Genomic DNA, 25,529 nt, shown 5'->3' with positions numbered 1-25,529 from the left:
TCATGAAGACCCGCCGCCTCGGCGACCACGGCGACGACGTCGGCCTGCTGCAACGCCGGCTGATCCGCGCCGGCTATCCGGTGCAGGTCACGCACCTCTATGACGCGGCGACCGAAGCCGCCGTGATCGCGCTGCAACGGAACACCGGCCTCGTCGACGACGGCATCGCCGGCCCGAAGACCTGCGCCGCGCTGGCCACCGGCCGGCGCGACCCGACACACCTCGCGCTCGCCGATCTCGAACGCGCCGCACGCACGCTCGACGTTCCGCTCGCGTGCATTCGCGCGGTCAACGAAGTCGAGTCGCGCGGCGCCGGTTTCCTGCCCGACGGCCGGCCCGTGATCCTGTTCGAACGCCACGTGTTCTGGAAGCGGCTGCAGGCACGCGGCATCGATCCCGCACCGTTCGCGGCGCGGCAGCCGGACATCGTGTCGCGCACACGCGGCGGCTATCGCGGCGGCGCCGCGGAATACACGCGCCTCGCGACGGCCGAGTCGATCGATGCCGGCGCCGCATGGGAATCCGCGAGCTGGGGCGCGTTCCAGGTCATGGGCTATCACTGGGAACGCCTCGGCTATGCCGGCATCGACGAATTCGTCGCGTGCATGGAAAGCGGCGAAGCCCAGCACCTCGACGCATTCGTCCGTTACATCGCGGCCGACGACGCGCTGCGCCGCGCGCTCGGCGACCGCCAGTGGGCCGCATTCGCACGCGCGTACAACGGCGCCGACTATGCGGCGAACCTCTACGACGTGAAGCTCGCACGCGCCTATGACCGCTATGCGTCGCAACCGGCCGCGCCGGCGCCGAGCGGATCCGCATCAGCCGGCGTCACGTCCGCCGCATGAACGGGCTCGCCGCGAAATTCGCCGCCTGCATCGCCGCGCTTGCCGCGTGCGCCGCCGCGGCGCTGGTCATGCATGCACTGCGCACCGACCTCGGCGCCGCACGGCAGCAACTCGTCGATGCACGACGGGCGCTTGCCGGACGCGACGACGTCATCTCGCGCATGCGGCAGGACAGCGCCGAGCGCGCACGACAGCAGGCCCGGCTCGACCGCTCGCAGGCCGCGATCGCGTCGAAGCTCGACGCCACTCGACTTGAAAACCGGAGATTGACCGATGAAAACGCCGCGCTTCGCGCCTGGGCTGGCACTCGTCTGCCTGACGACGTTGTCCGCCTGCAAGCCAATCCCGCTCTCACCGGCGCCGACGCTTACGTCGAATACGTGCCAGGCGGTGAGCCCCTGCACGCTGCCGATGCTCTCGCCCCGCACCAACGGTGAGCTCGATGCCGCGCTCACGCTCGCGAAGGCGGCCTGGGCGACCTGCGCGGCGCAAGTCGACATGATCGCGGCGTGCCAGGCCGGCACGCCCGCAACCGGCCACGGAGCGCATCCGCATGATTAAGCCAGACAGCCTGCGGCGGGCGCTCGTCGCCGCGATCCCGTCGTTCGGGACCGAACCGGGCGCGCTGACCGTCCTCGTCGAGCAAGGGTCGATCGCGACGACCGGCACGCTGACGCCGTCGTTCGAATACCGGTACACGGCCCACGTGCTCGCGACGAATTTTTCCGGCGACACGGATCCCGTGTTCGTCGCACTCGTCGAATGGGTCCGCAAGAACCAGCCGGATCTCGTGACGAACCCTGCCGCGCGCGCGAGCGGCATCACCTTCGAGGTCGGCGTTCGCGACCAGGCGGCAGTCGAACTGTCGATCCGGCTAGCGCTGACGGAAAGCGTCAACGTCGCAACCGGGCCGGACGGCCGGCATGTGATCACCCACGTCGACGACACGCAGGTCGATCCGGCCGACACGCTGACCTGGGTCGCGCTGCCGCAGATCAGGTAGGCCCGGCGGGCGCCGGCCCGCCTTCGCGCACACGGCATCGGCGCCGCGTGCGGTCGGACGAACGCCGTGCGCCGCGAGCGCGCGGTTTTACGCCGCGTTCATTCGCCCCTGCAACGGCTGCGTGTCGCAGCCGGCCATCTCGTTTTACCTGCCTCGTTTCCCCTGCCTCGTTTTGTCCGCCTCTTCTCGCCTGCCTCTTCTCGCGCGGCGGATCTGCAGGTCGCGATCGCAAAGCCAATCGCCGGCTTGCGCATTGCCGTCGAATCGCCCGGAGTCGGCGATGCGCGCAGCGTCGACGGCATCCCCGTGGCAACACCTCCATGCGCCCGCATCTCGGCTCCCCGCCGCACGACACCCATCTGCATTTCACCGCCACGCAACCCGTCGCACCGCCACCCTGCCGCCCTCCCTGCGTCGATCCGCTCTCGCCCTGCAATCCCTCGACCCCATCGCCCAGGCGCACGACGCCATCCTCACGCCGACCGGTGTTGCGATTCTCGACGCGCGCCTTCGCGCCGGCATCCGGTGCGCGCTGTCCTCGTTGCGACGACACAGACGATCGCTCGCGCCCTGGCCGCGTGGCCGTCACCATGGCTGCATGGACGCAAATGAAATTCAACGGCAGGCACGCAACGCGGTGCGCAAGGGAACGATCCTCGCGGTCGACCATGCGGCCGCGTTGTGCCGCGTCTCGGTCGGCGACGCCGACTCCGACGGCAACGGCCTGCAGACCAACTGGATTCCGTGGGTCGCCGGCACGGCCGGCGGCACGCGCGACTGGCTGCCGCCGACACCCGGCGAACAGGTCGTGCTGCTCTGCCCGATGGGCGATCCGGCGCAGGGCGTCGCGCTGCGCGGCGTCTATTCGAATGCCGCGCCGGCGCCGGCGTCGAGCCCGAACACCCACGCACGTGTGTACCCCGACGGCGCGAGCGTCACGTACGACCACGCCGCGCATGCACTCACGGCCGAGCTGCCCGCCGGCGCGACCGTGCGCGTCGTCGCGCCGGGATCGGTGGTCGTGCAGACCCGCGACGCGACCGTGAAAGCCGAGCGCATCACGTTCGATGCGCCGCAGACGACCTGCACCGGCGCGATGACGGTCAAGGGCCCGTTCGCATTCGAATCCGGCATGACCGGCACCGGCGGCGCCGGCGGCGGCGCCACGATGCAGATCGACGGCGCGGCCACCTTCACCCGCGAAGTGAAATCCCAGGGCATCAGCCTCCCGCATCACACGCATCGCGAACAGGGCGATGGACAACTCGTGAGCGCACCGCAATGAAAGGCATGAACGCGAACACCGGCCGCTCGATCTCGGGCCTGGACCACTTCTACCAGTCGATCGGCAGGATCATGACGACGCCGCTCGCGTCGTGCGTGAAACGCCGCACGTTCGGCTCCGAGCTGCCCGACCTGATCGACGCACCCGGCAACGGCACCGTGCGCACCCGGCTGTACGCGGCCGTCGCGACGGCGCTCATGCGCTGGGAGCCGCGCCTGACGCTCACCCGCGTCGTGCTCGCCGCGGACGACGCGAATGCGGCGGCCGGGTCGGTCTATCTCGACATCGAAGGCTGGACCGGCGAGACCGGCACGGCCGTGTCGACCCGCGTACCGATGACGACCGGGAGCCCGGCATGAGCGTGACGCCGATCGACCTCTCGCAGCTGCCGTCACCCGACGTCGTCGAAACGATCGACTACGAAACCCTGCTTGCCGCGCGCAAGGCACGGTTCGTGTCGCTCTACCCGGCGGACGAACAGGCCGAGATCGCCGCGACGCTCGCGCTCGAATCGGAGCCGGTCGTGAAGCTGCTGCAGGAAAACGCGTACCGCGAGATCGTGCTGCGGCAGCGCGTGAACGACGCCGCGCGCGCCGTGATGCTCGCCTACGCGGTCGGCACGGACCTCGATCACCTCGCGGCGCTGTTCGGCATCCGGCGCCTGACGATCACGCCCGCCGATCCCGAACACAACCTCGCTGCGGTCATGGAAAGCGATACCGACCTGCGTGCCCGCACGCAGCTCGCGCCGCAGAGCCTGTCCGTCGCCGGCCCCGAAGGCGCGTACGTTTCGCATGCCCGCAACGCGGACGGCCGTGTGCTCGACGCGTCGGCAGTCAGCCCGGCTCCGTGCGAAGTGCTCGTCTCGGTGCTGGCGCGCGATGGCGACGGTACGGCTGACCCGGCGCTGATCGCCGCGGTGGCGGCCGCGCTGCAGGCCGACGACGTGCGGCCGCTCACCGACAAGGTCACGGTGCGCGGCGCGGAAATCCTGCGCTACCAGGTGCGCGCGCGGCTCGTGTTCTTTGCCGGCCCGGATCGCGCGGTGGCGCTCGCGGAAGCCAACCGCGCGATGAAGAAATACACCGAATCCATGCACCGCCTCGGGATGGAAGTCACGCTCGACGGGATCTACGCGGCCGCCCGCGCGGCCGGCGTGCAGAAGGTGATCCTCGAGAGCCCGCTCGCCGGGCTGCCGGCGACGAAGCAGCAGGCGCCGTACTGCACGGGGATCGAGCTGATCGACGGCGGGGTGTACGGCAATGAATGACGTCCTCCCGCCGAACGCGACGCGGCTCGAACGCCGGCTCGCCGCGACCAACGCGCGCATCGACGACGTGCCGACGCCGCTCGCGACGCTGATGAATCCGGACGCGATCCGCTCCGACCTGCTGCCCTGGCTCGCGTGGCACCTCGGCGTCGATGCCTGGAAGGACTATTGGCCCGAGTACGTGAAACGCGCCCGGGTCAGCCAGGCGATTCCGATCGCCCGCCGCAAGGGCACCGCCGCCGCGGTGCGCGAAGTCGTCGCGGCCTTCGGCGGAAACATCGTCCTGCGCGAATGGTTCGAGCAGCGCCCGCCGGGCCGGCCCGGCACGTTCGACCTCGTGATGACGGTCAGCGGCCAGGAGGGCCAGCCGCCGACCGCCGAATACGTCGCCGACATCCTCGCGGAAATCGACCGGACCAAGCCGGTACGGGCGCATTACACGTTCACGCAGGGCTTCGAAATGCGGGGCCGACAACCGGTCGGCGCCGCCGCGCGCGTGGCGGCCTATCGCCGCCTGAACCTCACCGACTACTGATCGCACATGGCAACCCAGATCATCATCACCGACGCCGGCCGTGCCGCGCTCGTCGCCGCCGGCAACGGCGGCACGAATGCCCACCAGGTCGTGGAAATCGGCCTGGCGAACGCGCCGTTCGTCGCCGACAAGGGGCTCACGAAGCTGCCGAACGAGCTGAAGCGGATCAAGTCCTTCGGCGGCGCGAACGTCGCGCCGGACACGATCCATACGACGCTGAAGGACGACACGGCGGACCAGTACTCGCTGTACGGGTTCGGCCTCTACCTCGAGAACGGCGTGCTGCTGGCCAGCTATGGCCAGGCGACGCCGATCATGGAGAAGTCGCCGGCCGCGATGCTGCTGCTGTCGTCCGACCTGCAGTTCGCGACGATCGACGCGACGAAACTCGTGTTCGGCGACGCATCGTTCCTGAATCCGCCGGCGACGACCGAGCGGCAGGGCGTGGTCGAGCTGGCGACGCAGGCGGAGGTCGACGCGGGCAGCGATGACACGCGCGCAGTCACGCCGAAGACGGCCGCGTCGCGATACGCGGCATTGACCGGCGCGAAGTTCACCGGCCCGGTCGTCACCGAGTTCGATGCGGGTCCGGACACGGCGCACGTGTCGATTCGCCCGCCATCGGGCAAGACCGGTCGAGAAAGCCGCGTCCGTCTGCATGGCACGTTCGGCGGCAACAACCCGGATACGGGGTCGCGCCTTGTCGCCACGATCCGCTCCGGTTTCGACAACGGCGCGTGGGGACGCGAGTACGTCGATCTGTGGCTGAATCGCACCGGCAACGATAGCCAGACCGACGCGAACCAGGCGCGCGCCTTGCGCATCGCGTACGGCGGCCGCGTGCTGGTTGGCGATGTCAAGAACGACGACGGGAATTCGCGACTGCGTGTCGGCGGCGATACCGTTGCCGAGGGTACGAGCTATTCGAAGGCTGCATCGATCGACGGCGGCGCCGGCAACTTCTCGACACTGTTCTTCACCGACGGCGGCAAGATCCGCTGGTCGATGTTCAAGCGTGACGGCGCGGCGACCGGGGGCAACGGCGGCAACGATTTCGGCGTGAATGCATTCGCGGACGACGGCATAACGCAATTCCCTGCGTTTCGCGTCAGCCGTGGCACGCAGACGTTTTCGGTCGCCAAGCGCCTGACCGTCGGCGACATCGGCGACGACGGCCGGAACGCGATCCAGGTTGGAGGAAACGCCACTTTCAAGGGCGGGTTGACCTCTCGAGCAATGGATGCAAACGGCGCGCATTTCCGTGCGATCTCCGGCGACTACGGCGCATTCCTGCGCAACGACGGCACGAACGTGTATCTGCTGTCGACGAACAAGGGCGATCAGGAAGGCCAGTGGAACGACTTCCGTCCGCTCGCCTGGTCACTCTCCGACGGAGTCGTCCGCATCAGTGACAGCGGGGCCCTGACAAACATCGGCGGCGATCTCGCAATCGGCAGGAATACGGACGAAGGACGCATCAGGGTCGGCCCCACCGACGGCTACTTTTATGCAAATGCCGAGACGGTCGGCTGGTGGAGAAACAACGACTCGTTCCAGTACTTCATGGAAGACCGCACCTTCCGCGTAAACGGCAAGCGGGTGTGGCACGCCGGCAACCTCACGCCGCTCGATCGCACGACGGGCGGCACGATGGCGGGCGATCTCCAGTTCGACCCGGGCAAGCGGCTGTTCCTGTCGGAAGGCAGCGCACAAGCGCCATCGCTCACGTTCATCAACGACGGTGCGCCGGACACTGGCCTGTACCACATCAACGACGGCTCGTTCGGCGTCACATGCAACGCGATCCCGCAGGTTTCGTTCACCCCCGGCGGCACCGTCTTCCAGACACCCGTGCGAGGCCCCACGCCCGCTGCAGGTGACCGGTCGACCGCGCTGGCCACGACCGAATGGGTGCTGGCCGCGCTGTCGACGACGTCTGTCGGACAGATCATCTTCGAGCCGCGCACGTCGGTGCGCGCCGGGTTCCTGAAAGCGAACGGCGCGCTCGTCAAGCGCACCGACTACCCCGCGCTTTGGGCGTACGCGCAGGCCAGCGGCGCGCTGGTGACGGAAGACGAATGGTCGAAAGGCCGATGGGGCAGCTTCTCGTCCGGCGACGGCGCGACGACGTTCCGCCTGCCGGAGTTGCGCGGCGAATTCATCCGGTGCTGGGACGACGCCCGCGGCGTCGACACCAACCGCATCCTCGGCTCGTGGCAGGACAGCGCAAACCGCTCGCACGGCCACGGCGCCAGCGCGGCCGAAGTCGGCGATCACGCGCACTCGGCCTGGACCGACGGGCAGGGACAGCACGGCCACGGCGTCAATGACCCCGGCCACGCACACGGCGTCCGGATGGGTCGGGTCGGCGTCGTCGCCACCTCCTATGGCCAAGGCTGGGGCCCGTACAACTGGGACCGGCAGGACATGCACGGCACCGAGGGCGCCGGCACCGGCATCTGGCTCAGCGAAGCCGGCAACCACGGCCACAACGTCGGCATCGGCGGCTCCGGTCGTCACAGCCACGCCATCACCGTCAACCTCGACGGCGCCAACGAATCGCGTTCGCGCAACGTCGCGCTGCTCGCGTTGATCCGCGCTTATTAACCTGGACCCCGAAACATGCTGATTCACCACTACAACCAGTCGACCGGCGAATACCTGAGCAGCGGCCAGCCCGACGCCGATCCGCGCAACCCCGAACGCTGGCTCGTGCCGTCATGGGCGACGTTCGACGCGCCACCGGCGCGCACGCCGACGACCTGGCCGTTCTACCGCGACGGCGCATGGACCCTGTTGCCCGACTTTCGCGGCCGCCTCTGCTATCGCACCGACACAGGCGAAGCCGTCGAAATCGCGACCGCCGGCAAGACGCCCGACGAACTCGGCCTCACGACCGAAGCACGGCCGTCGCCGCGCCACGCGTGGATCAACGGCGCGTGGGCGATCCCGGCCGCGCTGCTCGAGCGCGAAAAGCGCGACGCCGCGATGGCCGAGTTCGAGCGCCGGCTGGAAGCCGCCCGCAAGGCCAACGCCGGCAAGGCCGATGCGTACGCAGCGGGCCTGCTCGACGACGAAGGCATCTACTACTTCAAGGCCTGGTCGGCCTACCAGATGGCACTCGTTTCGGTCGTCCAGTCCGACACGTTCCCCGATTCGGTGACGTGGCCGACTACGCCGGCGCCTTACGTACCGCCTCCGCAGCCGGAGCCGGAGCCGGAGCCGCAGCCGCAACCACAGCCGAACCCCCAGCCCGAAGAGCCAAGCGCACCTGCAGCTCCGGTCGCGGACCCCGCGGCCTGATCCGCACGGGATTTCTCCCGTTCTCTTTCATCTGATCTGCACACACAGGAGCCACACACCATGCCGCAGGATTATCACCACGGCGTACGCGTCATCGAAATCAACGAGGGCTCGCGCCCGATCCGCACCGTGTCGACGGCCGTCGTCGGCATCGTCTGCACCGCGTCCGACGCCGATGCCACCGCCTTCCCGCTCGACACGCCCGTCCTGCTGACCAACGTCGTTGCCGCGCTCGGCAAGGCCGGCACCAAGGGCACGCTGCGCCGCACGCTCGATGCGATCGGCCGGCAGACCAAGCCCGTCACGATCGTCGTGCGCGTCGCCGAAGGCAAGGACGCCGCCGAGACGGCGACCAACGTGATCGGCACCGTCACGGCCGACGGCAAGTACACCGGCATGAAGGCGCTGCTCGGCGCGCAGGCGCGCTTCGGCGTGAAGCCGCGCATCCTCGCGACGCCGGGCCTCGACACGCAACCCGTCGCCGCGGCGCTCGCGTCGATCGCGCAGTCGCTGCGCGCATTCGCGTACGTGTCGGCCAACGGCTGCAAGACGAAGGAAGAAGCCGTCGCCTATCGCAAGCAGTTCAGCCAGCGCGAACTGATGGTCGTCTGGCCGGACTTCCTCGCGTGGGACGACACGACCAACAAGACCGTCGTCGTGCCGGCCACCGCGTATGCGGCCGGCCTGCGCGCGAAGATCGACAACGACACCGGCTGGCACAAGACGCTGTCGAACGTCGGCGTGAACGGTGTCACCGGCATCAGCGCCGACGTGTCGTGGGACCTGCAGGATCCGGCAACGGACGCGGGCTTCCTCAACGAGCAGGACGTGACGACGCTCGTGAACCGCAACGGCTTCCGCTTCTGGGGTTCGCGCACGTGCTCGGACGATCCGCTGTTCGCGTTCGAGAACTACACGCGCACCGCGCAGGTCATCGCCGATTCGATCGCCGAAGCGCAGATGGCCATCATCGACGGCCCGCTCAACCCGTCGCTGCCGCGCGACATCATCGAAACGATCAACGCCAAGTTCCGCGAATGGATCTCGCAGGGCTACCTGATCGGCGGCTCGGCCTGGTACGACCCGGAGCCGAACACGACCGACGTGCTGAAGTCCGGCAAGGCGTATCTCGACTACGAATACACGCCGGTGCCGCCGCTCGAAAACCTGATGCTGCGCCAGCGCATCACCGACCGTTACCTCGCCGATTTCGCCGCGCGCGTCAGCGCGTAACGACCGGCCTCACCAGGAGTCAAACACGATGGGTATGCCTCGCAAACTCAAGGGATTCAACCTGTTCCAGAACGGCGAGAACTTCGTCGGCCAGGTTGTCGAAGTCACGCTGCCGAAGCTCACGCGCAAGATGGAGGACTACCAGGGCGGCGGCATGAGCGGCCCGATCAAGGTCGACTTCGGGCAGGAAGGGATCCAGCTCGAATGGACCTGCGGCGGCTTCATGCGCTCCGTGCTCGGGCAATACGCGATCACGAAGCACGACGGCGTGCTGCTGCGCTTCGCCGGCGGCTACCAGTCCGAGGATTCGACCAACGTCGACGCGATCGAGATCGTCATCCGCGGCCGCCACAGCGAAATCGACCCGGGCACCGCGAAGTCGAAGGAAGACACCGCGTTCAAGGTCACGACCGTCGCCAGCTACTACAAGCTGTCCGTGAACGGCCAGGACGTGATCGAGATCGACTTCGTCAACATGATCGAGAAGGTCAACGGCAACGACCTGTTCGCCGCGCTGCGCAACGCGATCGGCCTGTAATCCGCTGCCCGGCCGGTTACGCCGGCCGGGCCTGCCCTGCGCACTTCCCCCCGATTGATCACCGACAGGACCACCATGAATCCGATGCAACCCGACCTGGCCGCGAACGACTCGCAGGCCGATGCGGCCGCCGTCACCGCGATCGTCACGCCCGACCAGGACGATCCGGCCACCCACACGCTCGACACGCCGCTCGTGCGCGGCAACCAGACGATCACGTCGATCACGCTGCGCAAGCCGAAATCGGGCGAACTGCGCGGCGTATCGCTGTCCGACCTCGTCAGCCTCGACGTCGTCGCGCTGTCGAAAGTGCTGCCGCGCATCAGCACGCCGATGCTGACTGAAGCCGACGTCGCCGGCATCGACCCCGCCGACCTCGTGCAGCTGGGAGGCATCTTTGCCGGTTTTTTGATGCCGAAGGCCGTGAAATCCCGACTGGCCTCCCAGACCGCGTAGAAGACCCGATGGCAGACATCGCGACGGTGTTCGGCTGGACACCGCCCGTGATGGATGCCTTCAGCCTGGCCGAGCTGATGGACTGGCGCGAACGCGCACGAGTACGCGCCGGCGCCCAATGAGCGAAACGATCGACGATGGACAACACCACGAAACTGCGCGTCATGTTCGACATGGTCGACAACATGACGAAGCCCCTGCAAATGATGCTGACCGGCAACAAGGGGCTGGCCGATTCGCTGCGGGCCACCCGCCGCGAGCTGGACGACATGGCGAAGACGCAGAAGCGCATCGGCGAGTTTCGCGAGATGCGCAAGGGCCTCGCCAATACGGCATCGGATCTCGCGGCGGCACGCGCGCGCGTCGACACACTCGCCCAGTCGCTGCGCGCGACCCGCTCGCCGACGCAACAGATGATCAGCGACTTCAACAAGGCGCAACGCGCGGCCGAGAACCTGGCGTCCGCGCACCACTACCAGGCCGGCCGTGTACAGGCCATGCGCACCCAGCTCGCCGGCGCGGGCATCGACACGCGCAACCTGTCGCGGGACGAGCGCAACCTCCGCGCGACGATGGCGTCGCGTGCGTCGATGATCGACGCAGGGGTGCGCGGGTACGACACCCGGCGACAGCAGCAAGCCGACGCCCGGCGCGCGAAGATCGACGCACTGCGCGGCGTCGGCGAGAAGTGGGCGAAGCGCGGCGAGGCGGTCAAGGGCGTCGGCAAGAACATGCTCGGCATGCTGTCCGATCCGCTCGATGCCGCGAAGCAGGCCGAAAGCGAAACGCTGCGCATGCGTGCGCAAGGCGCATCGGCCGACGCCGTGCAATTCGCGCGCGCACGGCAGGCCCGGGGCCTGTCGACCATCGACAACCTGGCGCTGATGCGCGAATCGCTGACCGAGCTCGGCGGCGACGAACAGCATGCGCGGGTCGCGCTGCCGCTGCTGTCCTCGATGAAATTCGCGAACGAGGCGCTGTACGGCAAGGACGACGCGAAGGCGAACGTCGACAAGTTCATGAGCATGCTGAAGGTGATCGACCTGCGCGGCGGCACGAAGAGCGAAGCGGCGTTCGGCGCCGAAGCGAACATCGTGCAGAAGATGCAGACGGCGACCGGCGGCAAGGTCAGCGGCGACGAGTGGAACAACTTCGCCGAATCAGGCGGCAACGCGGCCAAGCAGTTGCGCACGGACGCGTTCTATTACCAGATGCAGCCGCTCATCGAGAAGCTTGGCGGCAAGTCGGCCGGCGAAGGCCTGGCCGCGCTGTCCGGCAGCGCACTCGAGGGCAAGGCGACGGCGCTCGCCGCACAACGGCTGGCGGCGCTCGGCCTGGTCGATCCGAAAGGGCTCACGCACCGGAAGAACGGCGCGATCGCCGGGCTCAAGCCGGGCGCGCTGACGGGCAGCGACATGCTGCAGGCGTCGCCGATCGAATGGCTCGAAAAGGTGCTGCTGCCGAAGCTCGCCGCCAAGGGAATCACCAGCCCCGACAAGGTCAAGGCCGAGCTGGCGAAGCTGTTCCCCGACAAGGCCGCGGGGAACCTGCTCACCACGATGTATGACCAGCGCGAGCAGATCCACGACACCGAGCGGCAGAGCGCCGCCGCCGACGGCGTCGCCGGCATGCGGGCGAAGGCCGCGGATTCGACCGCGGGCCGCGAGCTCGTCGTGCTCGCGCAGTTGCGCGACCTGAAGCTCGAGATCGGCGAGAAGATCACGCCGATGTACAACGCCGCGCTGGACGTCACGGCCACCGTGCTCGAGAAGATCGTGAAGTTCGTGCGCGAACACGGCACGGCCACCCGCATCCTCGTTACGGCCTTCGCCGGGCTGAGCGGCGTACTCACCGTCGCCGGCACGCTGGCGAGCGTCTTCGGCAACGTGCTCGGATCGGTGAACGTGCTCCGCTTCGCGACGTCGATGGTCCGCGCGTTCAGTCTCGTCGGGCAGGCATTCATGGTGCTCGGCCGGTTGGCGATGGCGAATCCGCTGATGGCCGTGATCGGCCTGATCGCGATGGCGGCCGTCTACGTCTGGCAGAACTGGGACACGCTCGGCCCGAAATTCATCGCGCTGTGGGCAACCATCAAGCAGGCGTTCGGCGCGGCCGGCGACTGGATCACCGCGAAATGGGATGCCACCGTCGAGTGGGTAAAGACCGCGCTCGGCGGCATCGGCGCCTGGTTCGGCGACCTCGGCACGCGCTTCCAGGAAATCGGCGCCGGCCTGGTGTCCGGGCTCGTCGAAGGCATCAAGAGCCGCTTCGTCGCGCTGAAGGAGACGATCAGCGGCCTGGGCAGTTCGGCGCTCGGCTGGCTCAAGGAAAAACTCGGCATGCAGGCGTCGGCCACGCCCGACGACGGCACGACCGGCGCAGCTGCCGGCGCCCCGTCGCTCATGGCCCGCACCGCCGCCGCGCTCACGACCACCGCCGCGCTGGTCGGCCCGCCCGCGATCGCCGCGAGCCCGGCGATCGCCGCGGCCGCCCCGCTCGAGCGCTACAACATGTCGCTCGACTACCGCGCGCCGCTCACGGCGCCGGCCGCCGCTGCCGCCAGCGCCGCGCCCGCGGCCGGCCCCGTCACCATCAACATCGCACCGCCGCCCGGCGCCGATGCGGCCGAGATCGCGCGCATGGTGCGCGCCGAGCTCGAACGCGCCGAACGCGCGAAGGCGTCGCGCGCCGGCTCGCGCCTGTCCGATTGATCGTTCGCTGAAGGAAACCCGCCCATGATGATGTCGCTCGACCAGTTCGTTTTCAGCCTGGCGACCACGCCCTACCAGGAGCTCCAGCGCCAGCGCAACTGGAAGCACCGCACCAGCTCGCGCATCGGCGTGCGCGATGCGAGCCAGTTCACCGGTGCCGGCGACGACACGATCACCCTGTCCGGCATCGTCGCCCCCGACAACGGCATCGGCGAGATCGCGTCGATCGAGGCGCTCGCCCGGATGGGCGACGCCGGCGACGCCTATGTGCTCGTCGACGGGAACGGCAACGTGTACGGCGCGTACGTCATCGACAGCCTCAACGAGACGGCCACGTATCACACGAAGGAAGGCATCGCACGCAAGATCGCGTTCACGCTGACGCTCAAGCGCGTCGACGACGGCGTGCTGGCCGAGCCGCAGCAGGACGACGAAAGCGGAGCGGACGAGCAATGAGCACGCAGGAGCGCAAGCCGGGCGACGCGCAGGCCCGCGCGGGTCGCGTGCAGCCGCAGGCCGACTATCGGATCACGCTCGACGGCCGCGACCTGTCGCGCCTGATCGCGCCCAACCTCATCAGCCTGTCGCTGTCGGAATCGCGCGCGGACGAGGCCGACATGCTCGACCTGGTGCTCGACGACGCGCGCGGCACGTTCGCGATTCCGAAGCGTGGCGCGAGCATCAAGCTGTCGATCGGCTGGGTCGGCGAGCCGCTCGTCGACAAAGGTGCGTTCACGGTCGACGAAGTCGAGCACAGCGGCGCACCGGACGTCATCACGATCCGCGCGCGCTCGGCATCGATGACGAACGGCATGCACGAGCGCCGCGAGAAAAGCTGGCACCGCCAGACGATCGGCGCGATCGTGCGCACCATCGCGACGCGCTACGGGCTCACGGCCGCCGTCGACGCCACGCTCGCCGCGACGCGGATCGACCATGTCGACCAGACGCAGGAATCCGACATGTCGTTCCTGACGCGCCTCGCCAGGCGCTACGACGCGGTGATGACCGTGAAGGACAAGCGTCTGCTGTTCATGCCGATCGGCAGCGGCAAGACCGTCAGCGGCAAGCCGCTCGACGTGCTGGCCATCACGCGCGCAAGCGGCGACCAGCATCGTTACCACATCGCTCAACGCGACGATTACACGTCGGTGCGCGCGCACTATCACTCGAACGGCAGCGCGCGGCGGCTGTCGGTGGTCGTCGGCGACGCGCAAGGCAAGAACGTCAAGGTGCTGCCCGAGGATTACGCGACGCAAGCCGAGGCCCGCGCGGCCGCGCAAGCCGACTATGCGCGCACGCAGCGCGGCCAGTCGACGCTGAGCTACACGCTCGCACTGGGCCGGCCCGAACTGTTTCCCGAGATGCCCGTCACCGTGACGGGGTTCAAGCCGGAAATCGACGACACGCCGTGGCTCGTGAAAAAGGCAACGCATACGATCGGCGACGGCGGCTTCACGACCGCGCTCGAGCTCGAGGTACGCGATGCGCCGAAGCAGTCGGGTCGAGCCGGCAAGCGCTGACAGGTGAAGGAGCGGCCCGTGCCGCGATGCCGGGCACGCGATCGCGTGCCGGCGATCGCGGTGGCGAATTCAGGATCTCGGGGGGGCGGAGCGAGGCAACGCGCGGGATGCGCGGCTCGGGTTCGATGCAGCGGCCGGAGCGAATGCCGGCCGGCGGGGATCGGTCGCGGCGGTTCAGCTCGATTGCTGACGCCCGCCGAGCGTCATGCGCGTGTCCCGCGCGTCGCCGCATTGCTGCAACGTGGCGCGCGCATCGCGCAAATTGGCCATCGCCTGCAGCGCGGCCTCGAGCACCTGCCCGACCGACAGCATCGCGCTGTCGATCGCGGCGTGCGCGTCGGCCCGCTCGTCGTCGCTCAGGTCCGGACGATATCGCGGCGGGCCCATCGTCAATCCGCGCGTGTCCGCGCGGTGGTCGGCGTGCGCCGACGCGCCGATCGTCCCGATGTCGTGCTTCCTGTTGGTGTCCATTTTCCGGTCTCCGCAAACTCAGTCATCCACCGGGGGCCGCCCGACACGACGGGTCGCCTCGGAACGCCCCGCCGCCAGCTCACCGGCTTTCAGAATGCTAAACCAATACTGTATGGATATACAGTGATTCGTCCGATTTTATCCGATGACCTTGCGCGGCGCGCTCAGCGCACCGCCGTGGCATCGGGAAACGGAGAGGAGTAGGGTTGCCCGCGCCGCCGCCCGCGCTGCGGCCCGGATCGGGCAACGTGCGACCGCGTGCAGCGCGGCTGCCGGCATGCGCGGTAGAGAATGCGCGGGCCGCGCGGCCGCTTATTTCTTCGATTGCTTCGCCGCGCGCTCGGACTTCAGCCGTTCGACCTCGGCCATGGCCCGCTCGACGTTTTCCGCCGTGCGCTGATCGAGTGCCGCCCGGCGATTCTCCGGCAGGCGCTTCGCGCGCCGCGGCGCCGCCGCCTGCACCATCGCGCCCGTGCTGATGCAGCTGGCGAGAAACGCGTGCAGCGACGCCTTGCCGGCGTCGTTGAGCTGCCGGTACATCGCCAGCACGTCGGCTTCGTCCGCGTCGCGGCTGCCGGCCGCCGGCGCCGGTTCGCCCGCGGCGGATCGTTCACCGGTCAGCACGTAGCCGATATCGACACCGATCTCGCGAACGGCCAGCAGATAGGCCGCGTCGGGAGAGCGCTCATCCGACTCGTACGCCGACTGCGAGCGCCTCGCGACACCGCCCACGGTCGCGAACTCGTCCTGGCTGAGCCCGATCCGCAGGCGCTCGTCCCGCAAGCGACTCCCGATTTGTGTCATAAATTACCCATTAACAATTGACGCGCTGTTTTTTGCTCATTACACTGGCCTTACCGTAACGCAAGACTATCTCGACAAAGTATACCGACCATGACTACTCCCAAAGGCCCGCGCCGTTCGCCGCGCGGCACGATGTCGGACAAACCCGTCTACGTGGGGCTGACGCCTGTCGAACGCGGCGAGCTCGAGCAGCTCGCCGCGCAGCGCAACCGCTCGATCTCCAGCATGGCGCGCGAGCTGATCCGCATCGGCGCGAGCCACCTGCGCGCGATCGCGACGCCGCGCTCACGCACCGTCGGCCGTTGAACCGGGCGCCCGCATGTTCCGCACCTTCGAACGCGCCCGACCGTCCGTGCCCGCAGCGTCGATTGTGAGCCGCGCGCACGCCCGCACCAATCCGCCGATCGGCCAGCGATGCAGCCGGATCGCCCGCGCAGCCCACTGCCCGCCCGGCCATGCGCAGACTCTCGCCCGGAGCACGTCCCCATGCGAATCCTGAACCGTTGCCCGCACTGCCGCACCCGCGCCACCGCACGCAGCAGCCGCGAAATGTCGCTGACGTTCCGCGAAATCACCTTCCAGTGCGCGAATCCGGAGTGCGGCCACACGTACGTCGTCAACATGGAATTCGCCCGCACGCTGTCGCCGTCCGCCGTCCCGAACCTCTCGTTGCAGTTGCCGCTCTCGCCGCACGTGCGCGAACGCCTGGCCGCGCAACTCGAGCTGCCGGTCTGACGCACTGGGGCCTGTTCACGCTAATAACGCACGTTTCCCTGTTTGGAAAAAATCATTCGTGGGGCCAGCGCAAGCCCGTTATTAGCGTGAACAGGCCCTAACCCTCGTTCCCGCGTTTCCCTCGCATCGTGCCTGAACGGCGCGAGGGATCGTCTTTGCCATTGAAAAGGACACCTCATGATCCCGATCCAAGCGGGCCGCGCCATCCAATGCCCCGCCAGCCCGGCGATGGTCCGCCGCCCTGCGCACGGCATGCGGGTCGACGGCCCGGAGGCGCGCACATGAACCGCTACGCCACCGAACCCGCGCCGCACGACGCCGCGCTGCGCGCCGCCATCGCGGCGGCGGCCGACACGCTGAACTTCGACGCCCCGCCGGACAGCCCCGAGCGGCAACGCACGCTCGGCCGTTTCGTGTCGGCGCTCGCCGATCGCCTCGCGCTCGGTTTCCCGCAATCCGCCGCTGCACTGCGCGCGCTCGCCGGCTCACCGGCCACACCGCCCGCACCACCGCAACCCGCACGACAGCAATGACCAAGACATGGCCTCGATCGACGAACTGAAACGACACATCGACCTGCATGACCTTGCCGGCCGTCTCGGCCTGAAACGCGGCCGCGGCGGCGACCGCGCACTCTATCACTCGCCGCAGCACGCGGACCGGAGCCCGTCGCTGTCGATCTATGCGAATCACCCGAAGTACGGCACCGGCTGGCGTGATCACAGCGCCGACGCCAGCGGCTCGTGCATCGACCTCGTGATCCACGCACGCGGCGGCACGGTCGCCGACGCCGTCCGCTATCTCCACGACGCGTACGGTCTGCCGTCCGAGCGCCAGGCCCCCGTCGAGCGCCGCGAGAAATCCACCGTCGAATACATCGCCGACCGCTGCACGGCCGAGCGCGACCGCGTGCGCGACTACCTCGGCGGCCGCGGCATTTCCGGCGCGGCGCTCGACGCGGCGTTCGCGGCGCGCACGCTCGGCTTCAATACATGGACGAGCCCGAAGATCGCCGCCGGCGATGTCGGCCACGGCGGCCCCGCCGCCGCGTTCGTGGTGCGCGCGCCGGGCGATGCGCGCGTCGTCGCGGTCGACATGCGCTACGTCGACCCGGCGCTCAACGGCGGCGTCAAGACCCAGACCCAGGGCGACAAGGCCGGCTACGGCTGGACCGCCGACGCGCGCCGGCTCGACCGCGCGAAACGCGTGATCCTCGTCGAAAGCGCGATCAATGCGCTGTCGATCGACACGTGCGCCCTCCCCGGCACGGCCGCGCTTGCGCTGCGCGGCCTCGCGAACGTCGAACGCATCGACTTCGCGTTCCTGCGCGGCAAGCAGGTCACGATCTGCCTGGACAACGACGAGCCATTCGCGGAAGGCCACCCGCGCGCCGGGCAGCGCCCCGGCCCCGAGGCCGCGTGGGCGCTCTACGAACGGCTGACCGCGCTGGATATCAGCGCCGTGCTGGTCGACCAGTCGGACTGGCTGGCGGATCTGGCGGACGGCGACGCCGCGCGCACGCCGATCAACGACGTGAACGACTACCTGCAGCTGCGCGGCCCGGCCGAACTGGCACGCGCGCTCGACCAGCTCGAACCGTGGCTCGTCGCCGGCCTGCCCGGCGACGCATCGCGCCGCGGCCGGCCGCGCATCTTCCTGCCGTCGCACGATTTCGCGCAGTACTGGCGCTTCCGCGTCCGGCCGGACTTCACCAGCTACATCACGAAGATGGACCGCAACGAGGAATCCGGCGTCGACACGCCCGTGATGACCGACCTGTGCGGCTTCCGCATCGCCGGCATCAGCCGCGTGGCCGTCGCGAGCGCGACGTCGACGATGACGGGCGACGCCGACCAAGCGCCCACCGTCTACTTTGCCGTGTCGGTGCAGGCGCCGCGGCACGGTGCGCAGCTGATCCGCCGCGTGATGCTCGACGATCAGCTGCACAACGTCGACCAGTGGAGCAAGTTCGGCCCGATCTGGGCGCCGGCGCCGTTCAAGCGGATGGTGAACATCCTCGAGCGCGGCGCCGACCTGGGTGCGCGCCGCGCCGCGAACTTCGTCGGGCTCGCGTGGCGCGACGGGCGGCTGATCGTCAACGAAGGCCCCGACTGCTACTTCACCGAAGCGGACAAGCAGTGCCCGTATCACAACCTGACGTTCCCGGGCGGCCCGGTGAGCGACGCGCGACGCGTGATCGCGGCCTACCAGACGACGTTCCGGCAGAACGCCGCGACGATCCCGCTCGTGTGGGCGCTCGGCGGCCACCTGAAGGCGCTGCTCGGCTTCTGGCCGCATCTGACGATCCAGGCGAACAAGGGCGCGGGCAAGTCGACGCTCATCAAGCGGCTCGAACGATCGCTCGCGTTCACGATGTTCTCCGGGCAATCGCTGCAGACCGAATTCCGGCTGCTGACCAGCATCAGCCACACGAGCCACCCGGTTGGCTGGGAAGAGCTGTCGGCACGGCGGCAGGACGTGATCGACAAGGCGGTCGGGCTGCTGCAGGAGAACTACCAGTACACGGTGACGCGGCGCGGCACCGACATGACCGAATACCTGCTGTGCGCGCCGGTGATGCTCGCCGGCGAAGACGTGCCGGTGCGCAGCCTGCTCGGCAAGCTCGTGCGCACGACGCTGACCGGCAAGCGCGGGCCGCTGCTGCCCGACGACCTGCCGCGCTTCCCGGTCCGGCAGTGGCTCGAGTTCCTGACCGGGCTGGATCGCCGCACCGCGCTCGAGCAATACGCGACGCTGCGCGACAAGGCGCTCGCCGGCTGCCGCGCGAGCGGCGAGGACGACGGCGCGCGACGCATGGCCGGCAACTACGCGGCCATCGGGCTCGCCTGGCGCTACCTGTGCGAATTCGCCGGCATGGACCCGAGCGAAGGCGATTTCCCGCGCGACCTGATCGCCGAGATGAACGGGCACGTCGCCGAAACCAGCGCCGACCGCGAGCCGTGGGTCTGGATCATGGAAACGGTGCTGTCGGAAATCGACGGCGGCAACTACAAGCATCCGTACACCTTCGACACCGTCGACGGCGAATTCTGCCTGCTGCTGCGCACCGGGCACGTGATGGATCACCTCGCGCACACGAGCGCGCTGCGCGACAAGTGGAACGGCCTGCCGGTGAAGTCCGATCGCGTGTTCAAGGCGCAGCTCAAGCACGCCGGCGTCCTGGTCGGCGAGAAGGAGGTCGAGCGCCGCATCTACATGCGCCGCGTGCCGTACCTGACGCCCGTGTCGCTCGAACGCCTGGCCGCATTCGGCCTGCACGTGTCGGTGCGCGAGGACCTGGCGACCGACGCGCTGCACGGAGGCCGCCCATGAGCCGCGCCCAGTCCGGCCCGCCACCGCACGGCGGATACCGCCGGGAGCGGACAGGCAGCGCGCGCGAGTCGTGGCTGTCGCGGGTGCCGGCTCGCAAGTCCTTGATTCCTGAAGGAACTGCCGCCTTGCATCGCGCCGGGTTCGCCATGTGTCTCGCCGCTTTTGCCATGAGTCCGGTTCGCGCGGCGACTGCGGCCCCTTCTTCTTTCTCTCTCTTCAACTCATTGAAGAAAAAGAAGAAAGAGACCCGGGAAGCCATAGCGACCCGCCGCCATCGCGCACCACGAGTCAGGGGCGCACCGCCATCGGTCGCCGGCGATGCCGCCGTTTCGCGCCACGGGTCCTGCACGGGCGCCACGCATGAATGATGGCAACCGATGGCCAACAAAACGCTTGAACATCAACGTGTTATGCACTCTTCACACGCGATCCACCACTCCACGAGTTGCGCTGCGTGCCCGCCTGGCGCGCGGCCTGCCGACAACGCGCATCCGGCCACCGTCGACCTGGCGGGCGCCGCGGCCCTGCTCGGCGCCCATCCCGAAACGGTGCGCCTGAAGGCCCGGGCCGGCGCGCTGCCCGGCCGCAAGGTCGGCAAGCGCTGGATCTTTTCGATCGCCGCCCTGCAGCGCTACCTCGCCGGCGAATGGCTCCCGCCAGCCGCCCATCACGATCAGCAAGAGGAAACCCGCCCATGTCGCTCTACAAACGCAAAACCAGCCCGAACTGGCAATACAAGCTGTACCCCCCTGGCGGCGGAACGCCGATACAAGGAAGCACTGGCACCCGCGACAAAGCGCAGGCCCAGGAATTCCACGACCGGCTGAAGGTCGACCTGTGGAACCAGGCGCGGCTCGGCACGAAGCCGCGCCATTCGTGGAACGACGCGGTCGTGCGCTACGTCGGCGAACGCGCGGGCCTCGCCAGCCTGGAAACGTCGAAGATTCACCTGCGCTGGCTCGACCGGCACCTGTCCGGCGTCGCGCTCGCCGATATCGACCGGAACCGCGTCGACGCGATCGCGCTCGCCAAGCGCCAGGAACCGCGCACGGTGCGCACCCGGCACGGCATCGTCGAGACCGACCGGGCCGTCAGCGACGGCACCGTGCGTCGCGTGATCGGCGTGCTGAAGTCGGTGTTGAATGCGGCGGTCGAATGGGAATGGCTGGAGCGTGCGCCGGTCACGAAACGCGCGAAGATCGTCTCGAAACGCATCCGCTGGCTGACCCCGGCGGAAGCGGAGCGGCTGCTCGCCGAACTGCCCGCGCATCTCGCCGACATGGCGCGCTTCAGCCTCGAGACCGGCCTGCGCCGCGCCAACGTGACGGGGCTGCGGTGGTCGCAAGTCGACCTTGCGCGGCGCGTCGCGTGGATCCACCCGGACCAGGCGAAGGCGCGCAAGGCCATCACGGTACCGCTCTCGGATACCGCGATCGCCGTGCTGCGCCGCCAGCACGCGAACCCGCGGGCGCCGGAATGCGCGGACAGCGTGTTCACCTATCGCGGCAGGCCGGTCTACCAGACGGCAACGGCCGCATGGGCCAAGGCGCTGCAGCGTGCCGGCCTGAGCGATTTCCGCTGGCACGACCTGCGTCATACCTGGGCGAGCTGGCACGTGCAGCGCGGCACGCCGCTGCAGGTGCTCAAGGAACTGGGCGGATGGGAGACGATGGAAATGGTGCAGCGGTACGCGCACCTGTCGGCCGACCACCTCGCGCAGTGGGTCGCGCCGTTGACGGCCGAGCCCGAGCCCGTGCCAGCTGCAATTCAGCTGCAACGGGACAGTGCGACGAACGGGGAAAACCGCTGAGAGCCTGACTAGGCTTGGCGCGCCCGGCTGGGATCGAACCAGCAACCCCTGCCTTCGGAGGGCAGTACTCTATCCATTGAGCTACGGGCGCGTGAGACAGTGAAGCGACCCCATATACAGGCCGCCCACGATTGGCAAGACGGCAAGGATACCCGGTTTCCCATGACGCGTCCACCGTGCCCGACGAATCCCCGCCGGGCCGCGCTGCGTGCGGGTAAACACGCGCCATCGCACCGCTCGCCGTGATGTAAACGTTCCGTCTATAATCGACCGGGCTTCATTGGACTGCCATTTGCCGTTGCACCGCGCTCACAATTCCTATTCACGGAGACGAGGCAAGCATGAGCGAAGCACCCCACGAATCTCCCGTCAAAACCCCCGGGCAACTGATTGCCGTCATCATCGCGTCGTTCGCGATTCCGATCATCCTGATCGTCCTGTTCGCCAACTATGCGAACCATGCGTTCCGTTACGGCGCCGGCACGGACGCGCTGTCCGACGAGCAGGTCGCCGCGCGCATCGCCCCGCTTGCGCAGGTCGACGTGAAGGACGCCAACGCGCCCCGCACGTACAAGACCGGCGAGGAAGTCTACAAGGCCGTCTGCGTGACCTGCCACGGCACGGGCGCCGCCGGCGCACCGAAGTTCGGCAACAAGGACGACTGGGCGCCGCGCATCTCGCAAGGCTTCGACACGCTGCTGAAGACGGCCCTCGCCGGCAAGGGCGCGATGCCGCCGCGCGGCGGCACGAGCCCCGACGACGTCAGCGACTATGAAATCGCCCGCGCGATCGTCTACATGGCGAACAACGACGGCGCGAACTTCCCCGAACCGGCCGCGCCGGCCGCCAATGCGGCACCGGCTGCCAGCGGTGCCGCAGGTGTCGCGGCGGGCGCCGCAGGCGCATCGGACGCGGCCGACGCCGCGAGCGCGCAGATCGCCGCCGCGCAGGCCGCGATCGCCGCAATCCCGAAGGCCGGCGCAGCACCGGCGGCCGCGCCGACCAGCGCCGACGCCGCATCCGCCGGCAAGGCGCTGTATACGCAGGTCTGCCAGGCCTGCCACGCAGCCGGCGTGCTCGGCGCGCCGAAGTTCGGCAGCAAGGAAGACTGGGCGCCGCGCCTGAAGGACTCGATGGATACGGTCTATAACTACGCGCTGCACGGCAAGGGCGCGATGCCGCCGAAGGGCGGGTCGAACGCATCGGATGCCGACGTGAAGGCCGCCGTCGACTACATGGTCAACGCGGCGAAGTAAGCCCACCCGGCAGTCAGTAAAAAACCCCCGCGACGCATACGCATCGCGGGGGTTCTGTTTTTTCGGCAGGCCACTTGAGCGCCGGAACGCCCGGGCGCCCACGCGTCACTTCTGCAGCAACGCCTTCAGGCTCGCGAGCCGGTCCTTCGGCGACATCGGCGCCTCTTCCGGCGTCGGCGGCGGCGCCTCGTCGAGCCCCATCTCCGGGATGAAGCGCGACGGTTCGCACACGACCGTCTCGCGCGCCCGCTTGCGCTTCTTGCACCAATTCAGGTGCAGGCTGCGCTGCGCGCGCGTGATCGCGACGTACATCAGCCGGCGCTCCTCCTCGATCCGCTCGTTGTCGATCGGGCCGTCGTCCTCGGAGCCGCCGCGGTGCGGCATGATGCCCTCCTCGACGCCGACCAGGAACACGTGCGGATACTCGAGCCCCTTCGACGCATGGACGGTCGACAGGCGCACGGCGTCCGGATCCTCTTCCTTGCCCTCGAGCATCGACATCAGCGCGACGGTCTGGATCAGGCCGAGCAGGTTCTTGCCCGTATCGGCGAGCCCGTCCGCGTTGTGGAAACCTTCCGCCTCGCCGTCGACGGCCTCCGTCTCGGGCTTGGTGCCCTTGCGCTTCAGCCATTCGAGGAATTCGAGCACGTTCTGCCACTTCGACTGCGCCTGCCGCTCGTCAAACGCGTCGTACAGGTACGCCTCGTAGTGGATCGCCTCCATCATGTCGTCGAGCACGACGGTGGCGGGATCCTTGTCCGCGCGCTCGGTCAGGCGCTGGATGAAGTCGCAGAACATCCGCAGCGGCTCGACCTGCCGCGCGGACAGCCGCGCCTCGATCCCGCCCATGTACACGGCCTCGAACAGCGACACTTTCGCCTGACCCGCGAACGAGCCGAGCGCTTCGAGCGTCGTGTTGCCGATCCCGCGGCGCGGCGTGGTGACCGCGCGGATGAACGCGGGATCGTCGTCGGCGTTCGCGATCAGCCGCAGGTACGCGCACAGATCCTTGATCTCGGCCTTGTCGAAGAACGACTGGCCGCCCGACAGCACGTACGGGATCCGCTCGCGCCGCAGCACCTGCTCGAAGATCCGCGCCTGGAAGTTGCCGCGATACAGGATCGCGTAGTCGCGGAACTGCGCGCGCCGCTCGAACTTGTGCGCGGACAGCCGGAACACGACCGATTCGGCTTCATGCTCTTCGTCGTTGCACGGCGTGACGGTGATCGAATCGCCCATCCCGTGCTCGGACCACAGCTTCTTCTCGAACAGTTTCGGGTTGTTCGCGATCACGTTGTTCGCGGCGGTGAGGATGCGCACCGTCGACCGGTAGTTCTGCTCGAGCTTGATCACATGCAGCTTCGGGAAATCCTTGCCGAGCTGCGCGAGGTTCTCGAGCGTCGCGCCGCGCCAGCCGTAGATCGCCTGGTCGTCGTCACCCACCGCCGTGAATGCGGCGCGCGGGCCGGCGAGCAGCTTCAGCAGCTCGTACTGGCATGCGTTGGTGTCCTGGTACTCGTCGATCAGCAGGTAGCGCAGCTTGTTCTGCCAGCGGTCGCGCACCTGCTCGTTCTTCGCGAACAGCTCGGCGGGCAGGCGGATCAGGTCGTCGAAGTCGACCGCCTGGTACGCGTGCAGCGTCGCGACGTAGTTGCGGTAGACCAGCGCGGCCTGGTGCTCGTCCTCGTTGGCCGCGATCGCCATCGCCTCGTCGGGCATGATCAGGCCGTTCTTCCACAGCGAGATGATGCTCTGGATCTTGCGGATCAGCCCCTTGTCGGTGGTGCCGAGCTGCTCCTGGATCATCCCGAAGCAGTCGTCGGAATCCATGATCGAGAACTGCGGCTTCAGGCCGACGTGCTCGGCCTCCTGGCGCAGGATCTGCACGCCGAGCGAGTGGAACGTGCAGACGGTGAGCTGGTTGACGGGCACCTTGCGGCCTTCCTTGCCGGGCGTGGTGAGCGTCTTGCCCTCGAGCAGCTTCCCCACGCGCTCGCGCATTTCGGCGGCCGCCTTGTTCGTGAACGTGACGGCGGCGATGTGGCGCGGCTCGAAGCCTTTCGCTTCGATCAGGTGCGCGATCTTCTGCGTGATCACACGGGTCTTGCCGCTGCCCGCGCCGGCGAGCACGAGACAGGGACCGTCGAGGTAGCGCACCGCTTCGTTCTGGGCGGGATTGAGGCCTGCGGACATGATGGCGGATGGTGTTGCGGTTGACGGCGGAACGCCGGGAGGATGCCGCGCGCGGCAAGCTGGCGAAGCAGGCGGACACGCGGGCAGGACGCGCATGTTAACACGTCGGCGGCGTGCTTTTCGGGAGCGCCGCCGGGCGGGGCTGTGCAGGCCGACCGGCCGGCCGCCCCCTGTCCGTCCGGCCAATCCGGCCCCGTTCCCGCACCGATCGGCCACAATATG

27 protein-coding genes and 1 tRNA gene are annotated in these 25,529 nt (G+C 68.6%); 24 read left to right on the top strand and 4 right to left on the bottom strand.

What is annotated here, in order from left to right:
• Nucleotides 1-2: 2 nt before the first annotated feature.
• From ACPTTC_RS00890 to ACPTTC_RS00810, 17 genes are all read left to right on the top strand, one after another.
• On the top strand, nt 3-848 hold the full coding sequence (locus tag ACPTTC_RS00890; protein WP_423391306.1) for an N-acetylmuramidase domain-containing protein: 846 nt from the start codon (nt 3-5) through the stop codon (nt 846-848).
• Nucleotides 845-1,285: an Rz-like lysis system protein LysB gene (gene lysB, locus ACPTTC_RS00885; protein WP_423391305.1), complete on the top strand. Its 441-nt coding sequence runs from the start codon at nt 845-847 to the stop codon at nt 1,283-1,285. Before ACPTTC_RS00890 ends, lysB begins: the two co-directional genes overlap by 4 nt.
• Complete coding sequence (gene lysC, locus ACPTTC_RS00880; RefSeq protein ID WP_423391304.1) at nt 1,173-1,409, top strand: Rz1-like lysis system protein LysC; 237 nt, start codon at nt 1,173-1,175, stop codon at nt 1,407-1,409. The genes lysB and lysC overlap by 113 nt, the downstream gene beginning before the upstream one ends.
• The gene (locus ACPTTC_RS00875) at nt 1,402-1,851 is read left to right on the top strand and encodes a phage tail protein (RefSeq protein WP_423391303.1); all 450 of its coding nucleotides are present in this window, start codon (nt 1,402-1,404) and stop codon (nt 1,849-1,851) included. Before lysC ends, ACPTTC_RS00875 begins: the two co-directional genes overlap by 8 nt.
• Before the next feature lie 598 nt (nt 1,852-2,449).
• The gene (locus ACPTTC_RS00870; protein ID WP_423391302.1) at nt 2,450-3,136 is read left to right on the top strand and encodes a phage baseplate assembly protein V; all 687 of its coding nucleotides are present in this window, start codon (nt 2,450-2,452) and stop codon (nt 3,134-3,136) included.
• The gene (locus ACPTTC_RS00865) at nt 3,133-3,495 is read left to right on the top strand and encodes a GPW/gp25 family protein (RefSeq protein ID WP_423391301.1); all 363 of its coding nucleotides are present in this window, start codon (nt 3,133-3,135) and stop codon (nt 3,493-3,495) included. The genes ACPTTC_RS00870 and ACPTTC_RS00865 overlap by 4 nt, the downstream gene beginning before the upstream one ends.
• Nucleotides 3,492-4,406: a baseplate J/gp47 family protein gene (locus ACPTTC_RS00860; RefSeq protein ID WP_423391300.1), complete on the top strand. Its 915-nt coding sequence runs from the start codon at nt 3,492-3,494 to the stop codon at nt 4,404-4,406. Before ACPTTC_RS00865 ends, ACPTTC_RS00860 begins: the two co-directional genes overlap by 4 nt.
• Complete coding sequence (locus tag ACPTTC_RS00855; protein WP_423391299.1) at nt 4,399-4,941, top strand: phage tail protein I; 543 nt, start codon at nt 4,399-4,401, stop codon at nt 4,939-4,941. Before ACPTTC_RS00860 ends, ACPTTC_RS00855 begins: the two co-directional genes overlap by 8 nt.
• Nucleotides 4,942-4,947: 6 nt before the next feature.
• On the top strand, nt 4,948-7,548 hold the full coding sequence (locus ACPTTC_RS00850) for a phage tail protein (RefSeq protein ID WP_423391298.1): 2,601 nt from the start codon (nt 4,948-4,950) through the stop codon (nt 7,546-7,548).
• A gap of 15 nt (nt 7,549-7,563) precedes the next feature.
• On the top strand, nt 7,564-8,244 hold the full coding sequence (locus ACPTTC_RS00845; RefSeq protein WP_423391297.1) for a tail fiber assembly protein: 681 nt from the start codon (nt 7,564-7,566) through the stop codon (nt 8,242-8,244).
• A gap of 60 nt (nt 8,245-8,304) precedes the next feature.
• Nucleotides 8,305-9,477 carry a phage tail sheath protein gene (locus tag ACPTTC_RS00840; protein ID WP_174916733.1) on the top strand — a complete coding sequence of 391 codons (1,173 nt, stop codon included), beginning with the start codon at nt 8,305-8,307 and terminating at the stop codon, nt 9,475-9,477.
• A gap of 28 nt (nt 9,478-9,505) precedes the next feature.
• Nucleotides 9,506-10,015 (top strand): phage major tail tube protein, encoded by a 510-nt coding sequence (locus ACPTTC_RS00835; protein ID WP_048251463.1) that lies wholly within the window; start codon nt 9,506-9,508, stop codon nt 10,013-10,015.
• 75 nt (nt 10,016-10,090) lie between these two features.
• Nucleotides 10,091-10,471, top strand: a complete 381-nt coding sequence (locus tag ACPTTC_RS00830) for a phage tail assembly protein (RefSeq protein WP_423391296.1) — start codon at nt 10,091-10,093, stop codon at nt 10,469-10,471.
• A gap of 8 nt (nt 10,472-10,479) precedes the next feature.
• A complete protein-coding gene (locus ACPTTC_RS00825; protein ID WP_006484104.1) occupies nt 10,480-10,593 on the top strand; it encodes a GpE family phage tail protein in 114 nt (37 codons plus the stop codon).
• A gap of 15 nt (nt 10,594-10,608) precedes the next feature.
• Nucleotides 10,609-13,182: a phage tail tape measure protein gene (locus ACPTTC_RS00820; protein WP_423391295.1), complete on the top strand. Its 2,574-nt coding sequence runs from the start codon at nt 10,609-10,611 to the stop codon at nt 13,180-13,182.
• Between the two features lie 24 nt (nt 13,183-13,206).
• Nucleotides 13,207-13,638 (top strand): phage tail protein, encoded by a 432-nt coding sequence (locus tag ACPTTC_RS00815; protein ID WP_069246823.1) that lies wholly within the window; start codon nt 13,207-13,209, stop codon nt 13,636-13,638.
• Nucleotides 13,635-14,705, top strand: a complete 1,071-nt coding sequence (locus tag ACPTTC_RS00810) for a phage late control D family protein (RefSeq protein ID WP_423391294.1) — start codon at nt 13,635-13,637, stop codon at nt 14,703-14,705. The genes ACPTTC_RS00815 and ACPTTC_RS00810 overlap by 4 nt, the downstream gene beginning before the upstream one ends.
• A gap of 174 nt (nt 14,706-14,879) precedes the next feature.
• Here ACPTTC_RS00810 and ACPTTC_RS00805 read toward each other — a convergent pair whose 3' ends face one another.
• Together ACPTTC_RS00805 and ACPTTC_RS00800 are read right to left on the bottom strand one after the other, a co-directional pair.
• Complete coding sequence (locus tag ACPTTC_RS00805) at nt 14,880-15,176, bottom strand: hypothetical protein (RefSeq protein ID WP_226199277.1); 297 nt, start codon at nt 15,174-15,176, stop codon at nt 14,880-14,882.
• 312 nt (nt 15,177-15,488) lie between these two features.
• On the bottom strand, nt 15,489-15,980 hold the full coding sequence (locus ACPTTC_RS00800) for a helix-turn-helix domain-containing protein (RefSeq protein ID WP_226199263.1): 492 nt from the start codon (nt 15,978-15,980) through the stop codon (nt 15,489-15,491).
• 90 nt (nt 15,981-16,070) lie between these two features.
• On the opposite strand from ACPTTC_RS00800, the gene ACPTTC_RS00795 reads away from it, so the two are divergent.
• From ACPTTC_RS00795 to ACPTTC_RS00770, 6 genes are all read left to right on the top strand, one after another.
• On the top strand, nt 16,071-16,286 hold the full coding sequence (locus ACPTTC_RS00795; protein WP_107312543.1) for a hypothetical protein: 216 nt from the start codon (nt 16,071-16,073) through the stop codon (nt 16,284-16,286).
• Between the two features lie 180 nt (nt 16,287-16,466).
• Nucleotides 16,467-16,715 carry an ogr/Delta-like zinc finger family protein gene (locus ACPTTC_RS00790; RefSeq protein ID WP_174916740.1) on the top strand — a complete coding sequence of 83 codons (249 nt, stop codon included), beginning with the start codon at nt 16,467-16,469 and terminating at the stop codon, nt 16,713-16,715.
• A gap of 281 nt (nt 16,716-16,996) precedes the next feature.
• The gene (locus ACPTTC_RS00785) at nt 16,997-17,248 is read left to right on the top strand and encodes a hypothetical protein (RefSeq protein WP_226199262.1); all 252 of its coding nucleotides are present in this window, start codon (nt 16,997-16,999) and stop codon (nt 17,246-17,248) included.
• A 7-nt stretch (nt 17,249-17,255) separates the two neighbouring features.
• Nucleotides 17,256-20,048 carry a toprim domain-containing protein gene (locus ACPTTC_RS00780; protein WP_423391293.1) on the top strand — a complete coding sequence of 931 codons (2,793 nt, stop codon included), beginning with the start codon at nt 17,256-17,258 and terminating at the stop codon, nt 20,046-20,048.
• Nucleotides 20,049-20,602: 554 nt separating this feature from the next.
• Nucleotides 20,603-20,875, top strand: a complete 273-nt coding sequence (locus ACPTTC_RS00775) for a DNA-binding protein (protein WP_423393300.1) — start codon at nt 20,603-20,605, stop codon at nt 20,873-20,875.
• On the top strand, nt 20,788-21,858 hold the full coding sequence (locus ACPTTC_RS00770) for a tyrosine-type recombinase/integrase (protein ID WP_423393299.1): 1,071 nt from the start codon (nt 20,788-20,790) through the stop codon (nt 21,856-21,858). The genes ACPTTC_RS00775 and ACPTTC_RS00770 overlap by 88 nt, the downstream gene beginning before the upstream one ends.
• A 15-nt stretch (nt 21,859-21,873) precedes the next feature.
• Here the strand turns inward: ACPTTC_RS00770 and ACPTTC_RS00765 are convergent.
• Nucleotides 21,874-21,949, bottom strand: a tRNA-Arg gene (locus ACPTTC_RS00765).
• Between the two features lie 250 nt (nt 21,950-22,199).
• Here ACPTTC_RS00765 and ACPTTC_RS00760 point away from each other — a divergent pair.
• Nucleotides 22,200-23,114 carry a c-type cytochrome gene (locus ACPTTC_RS00760; protein WP_423391292.1) on the top strand — a complete coding sequence of 305 codons (915 nt, stop codon included), beginning with the start codon at nt 22,200-22,202 and terminating at the stop codon, nt 23,112-23,114.
• A gap of 105 nt (nt 23,115-23,219) precedes the next feature.
• Here ACPTTC_RS00760 and ACPTTC_RS00755 read toward each other — a convergent pair whose 3' ends face one another.
• Nucleotides 23,220-25,307, bottom strand: a complete 2,088-nt coding sequence (locus ACPTTC_RS00755) for a UvrD-helicase domain-containing protein (RefSeq protein WP_175969862.1) — start codon at nt 25,305-25,307, stop codon at nt 23,220-23,222.
• Nucleotides 25,308-25,529 lie beyond the last annotated feature (222 nt).

This window comes from Burkholderia mycopellens (assembly GCF_964265025.1).
GTDB lineage: Bacteria > Pseudomonadota > Gammaproteobacteria > Burkholderiales > Burkholderiaceae > Burkholderia.
Note: the sequence above shows the minus strand (reverse complement) of the source record. Positions and strands in the feature narration are given on the sequence as shown.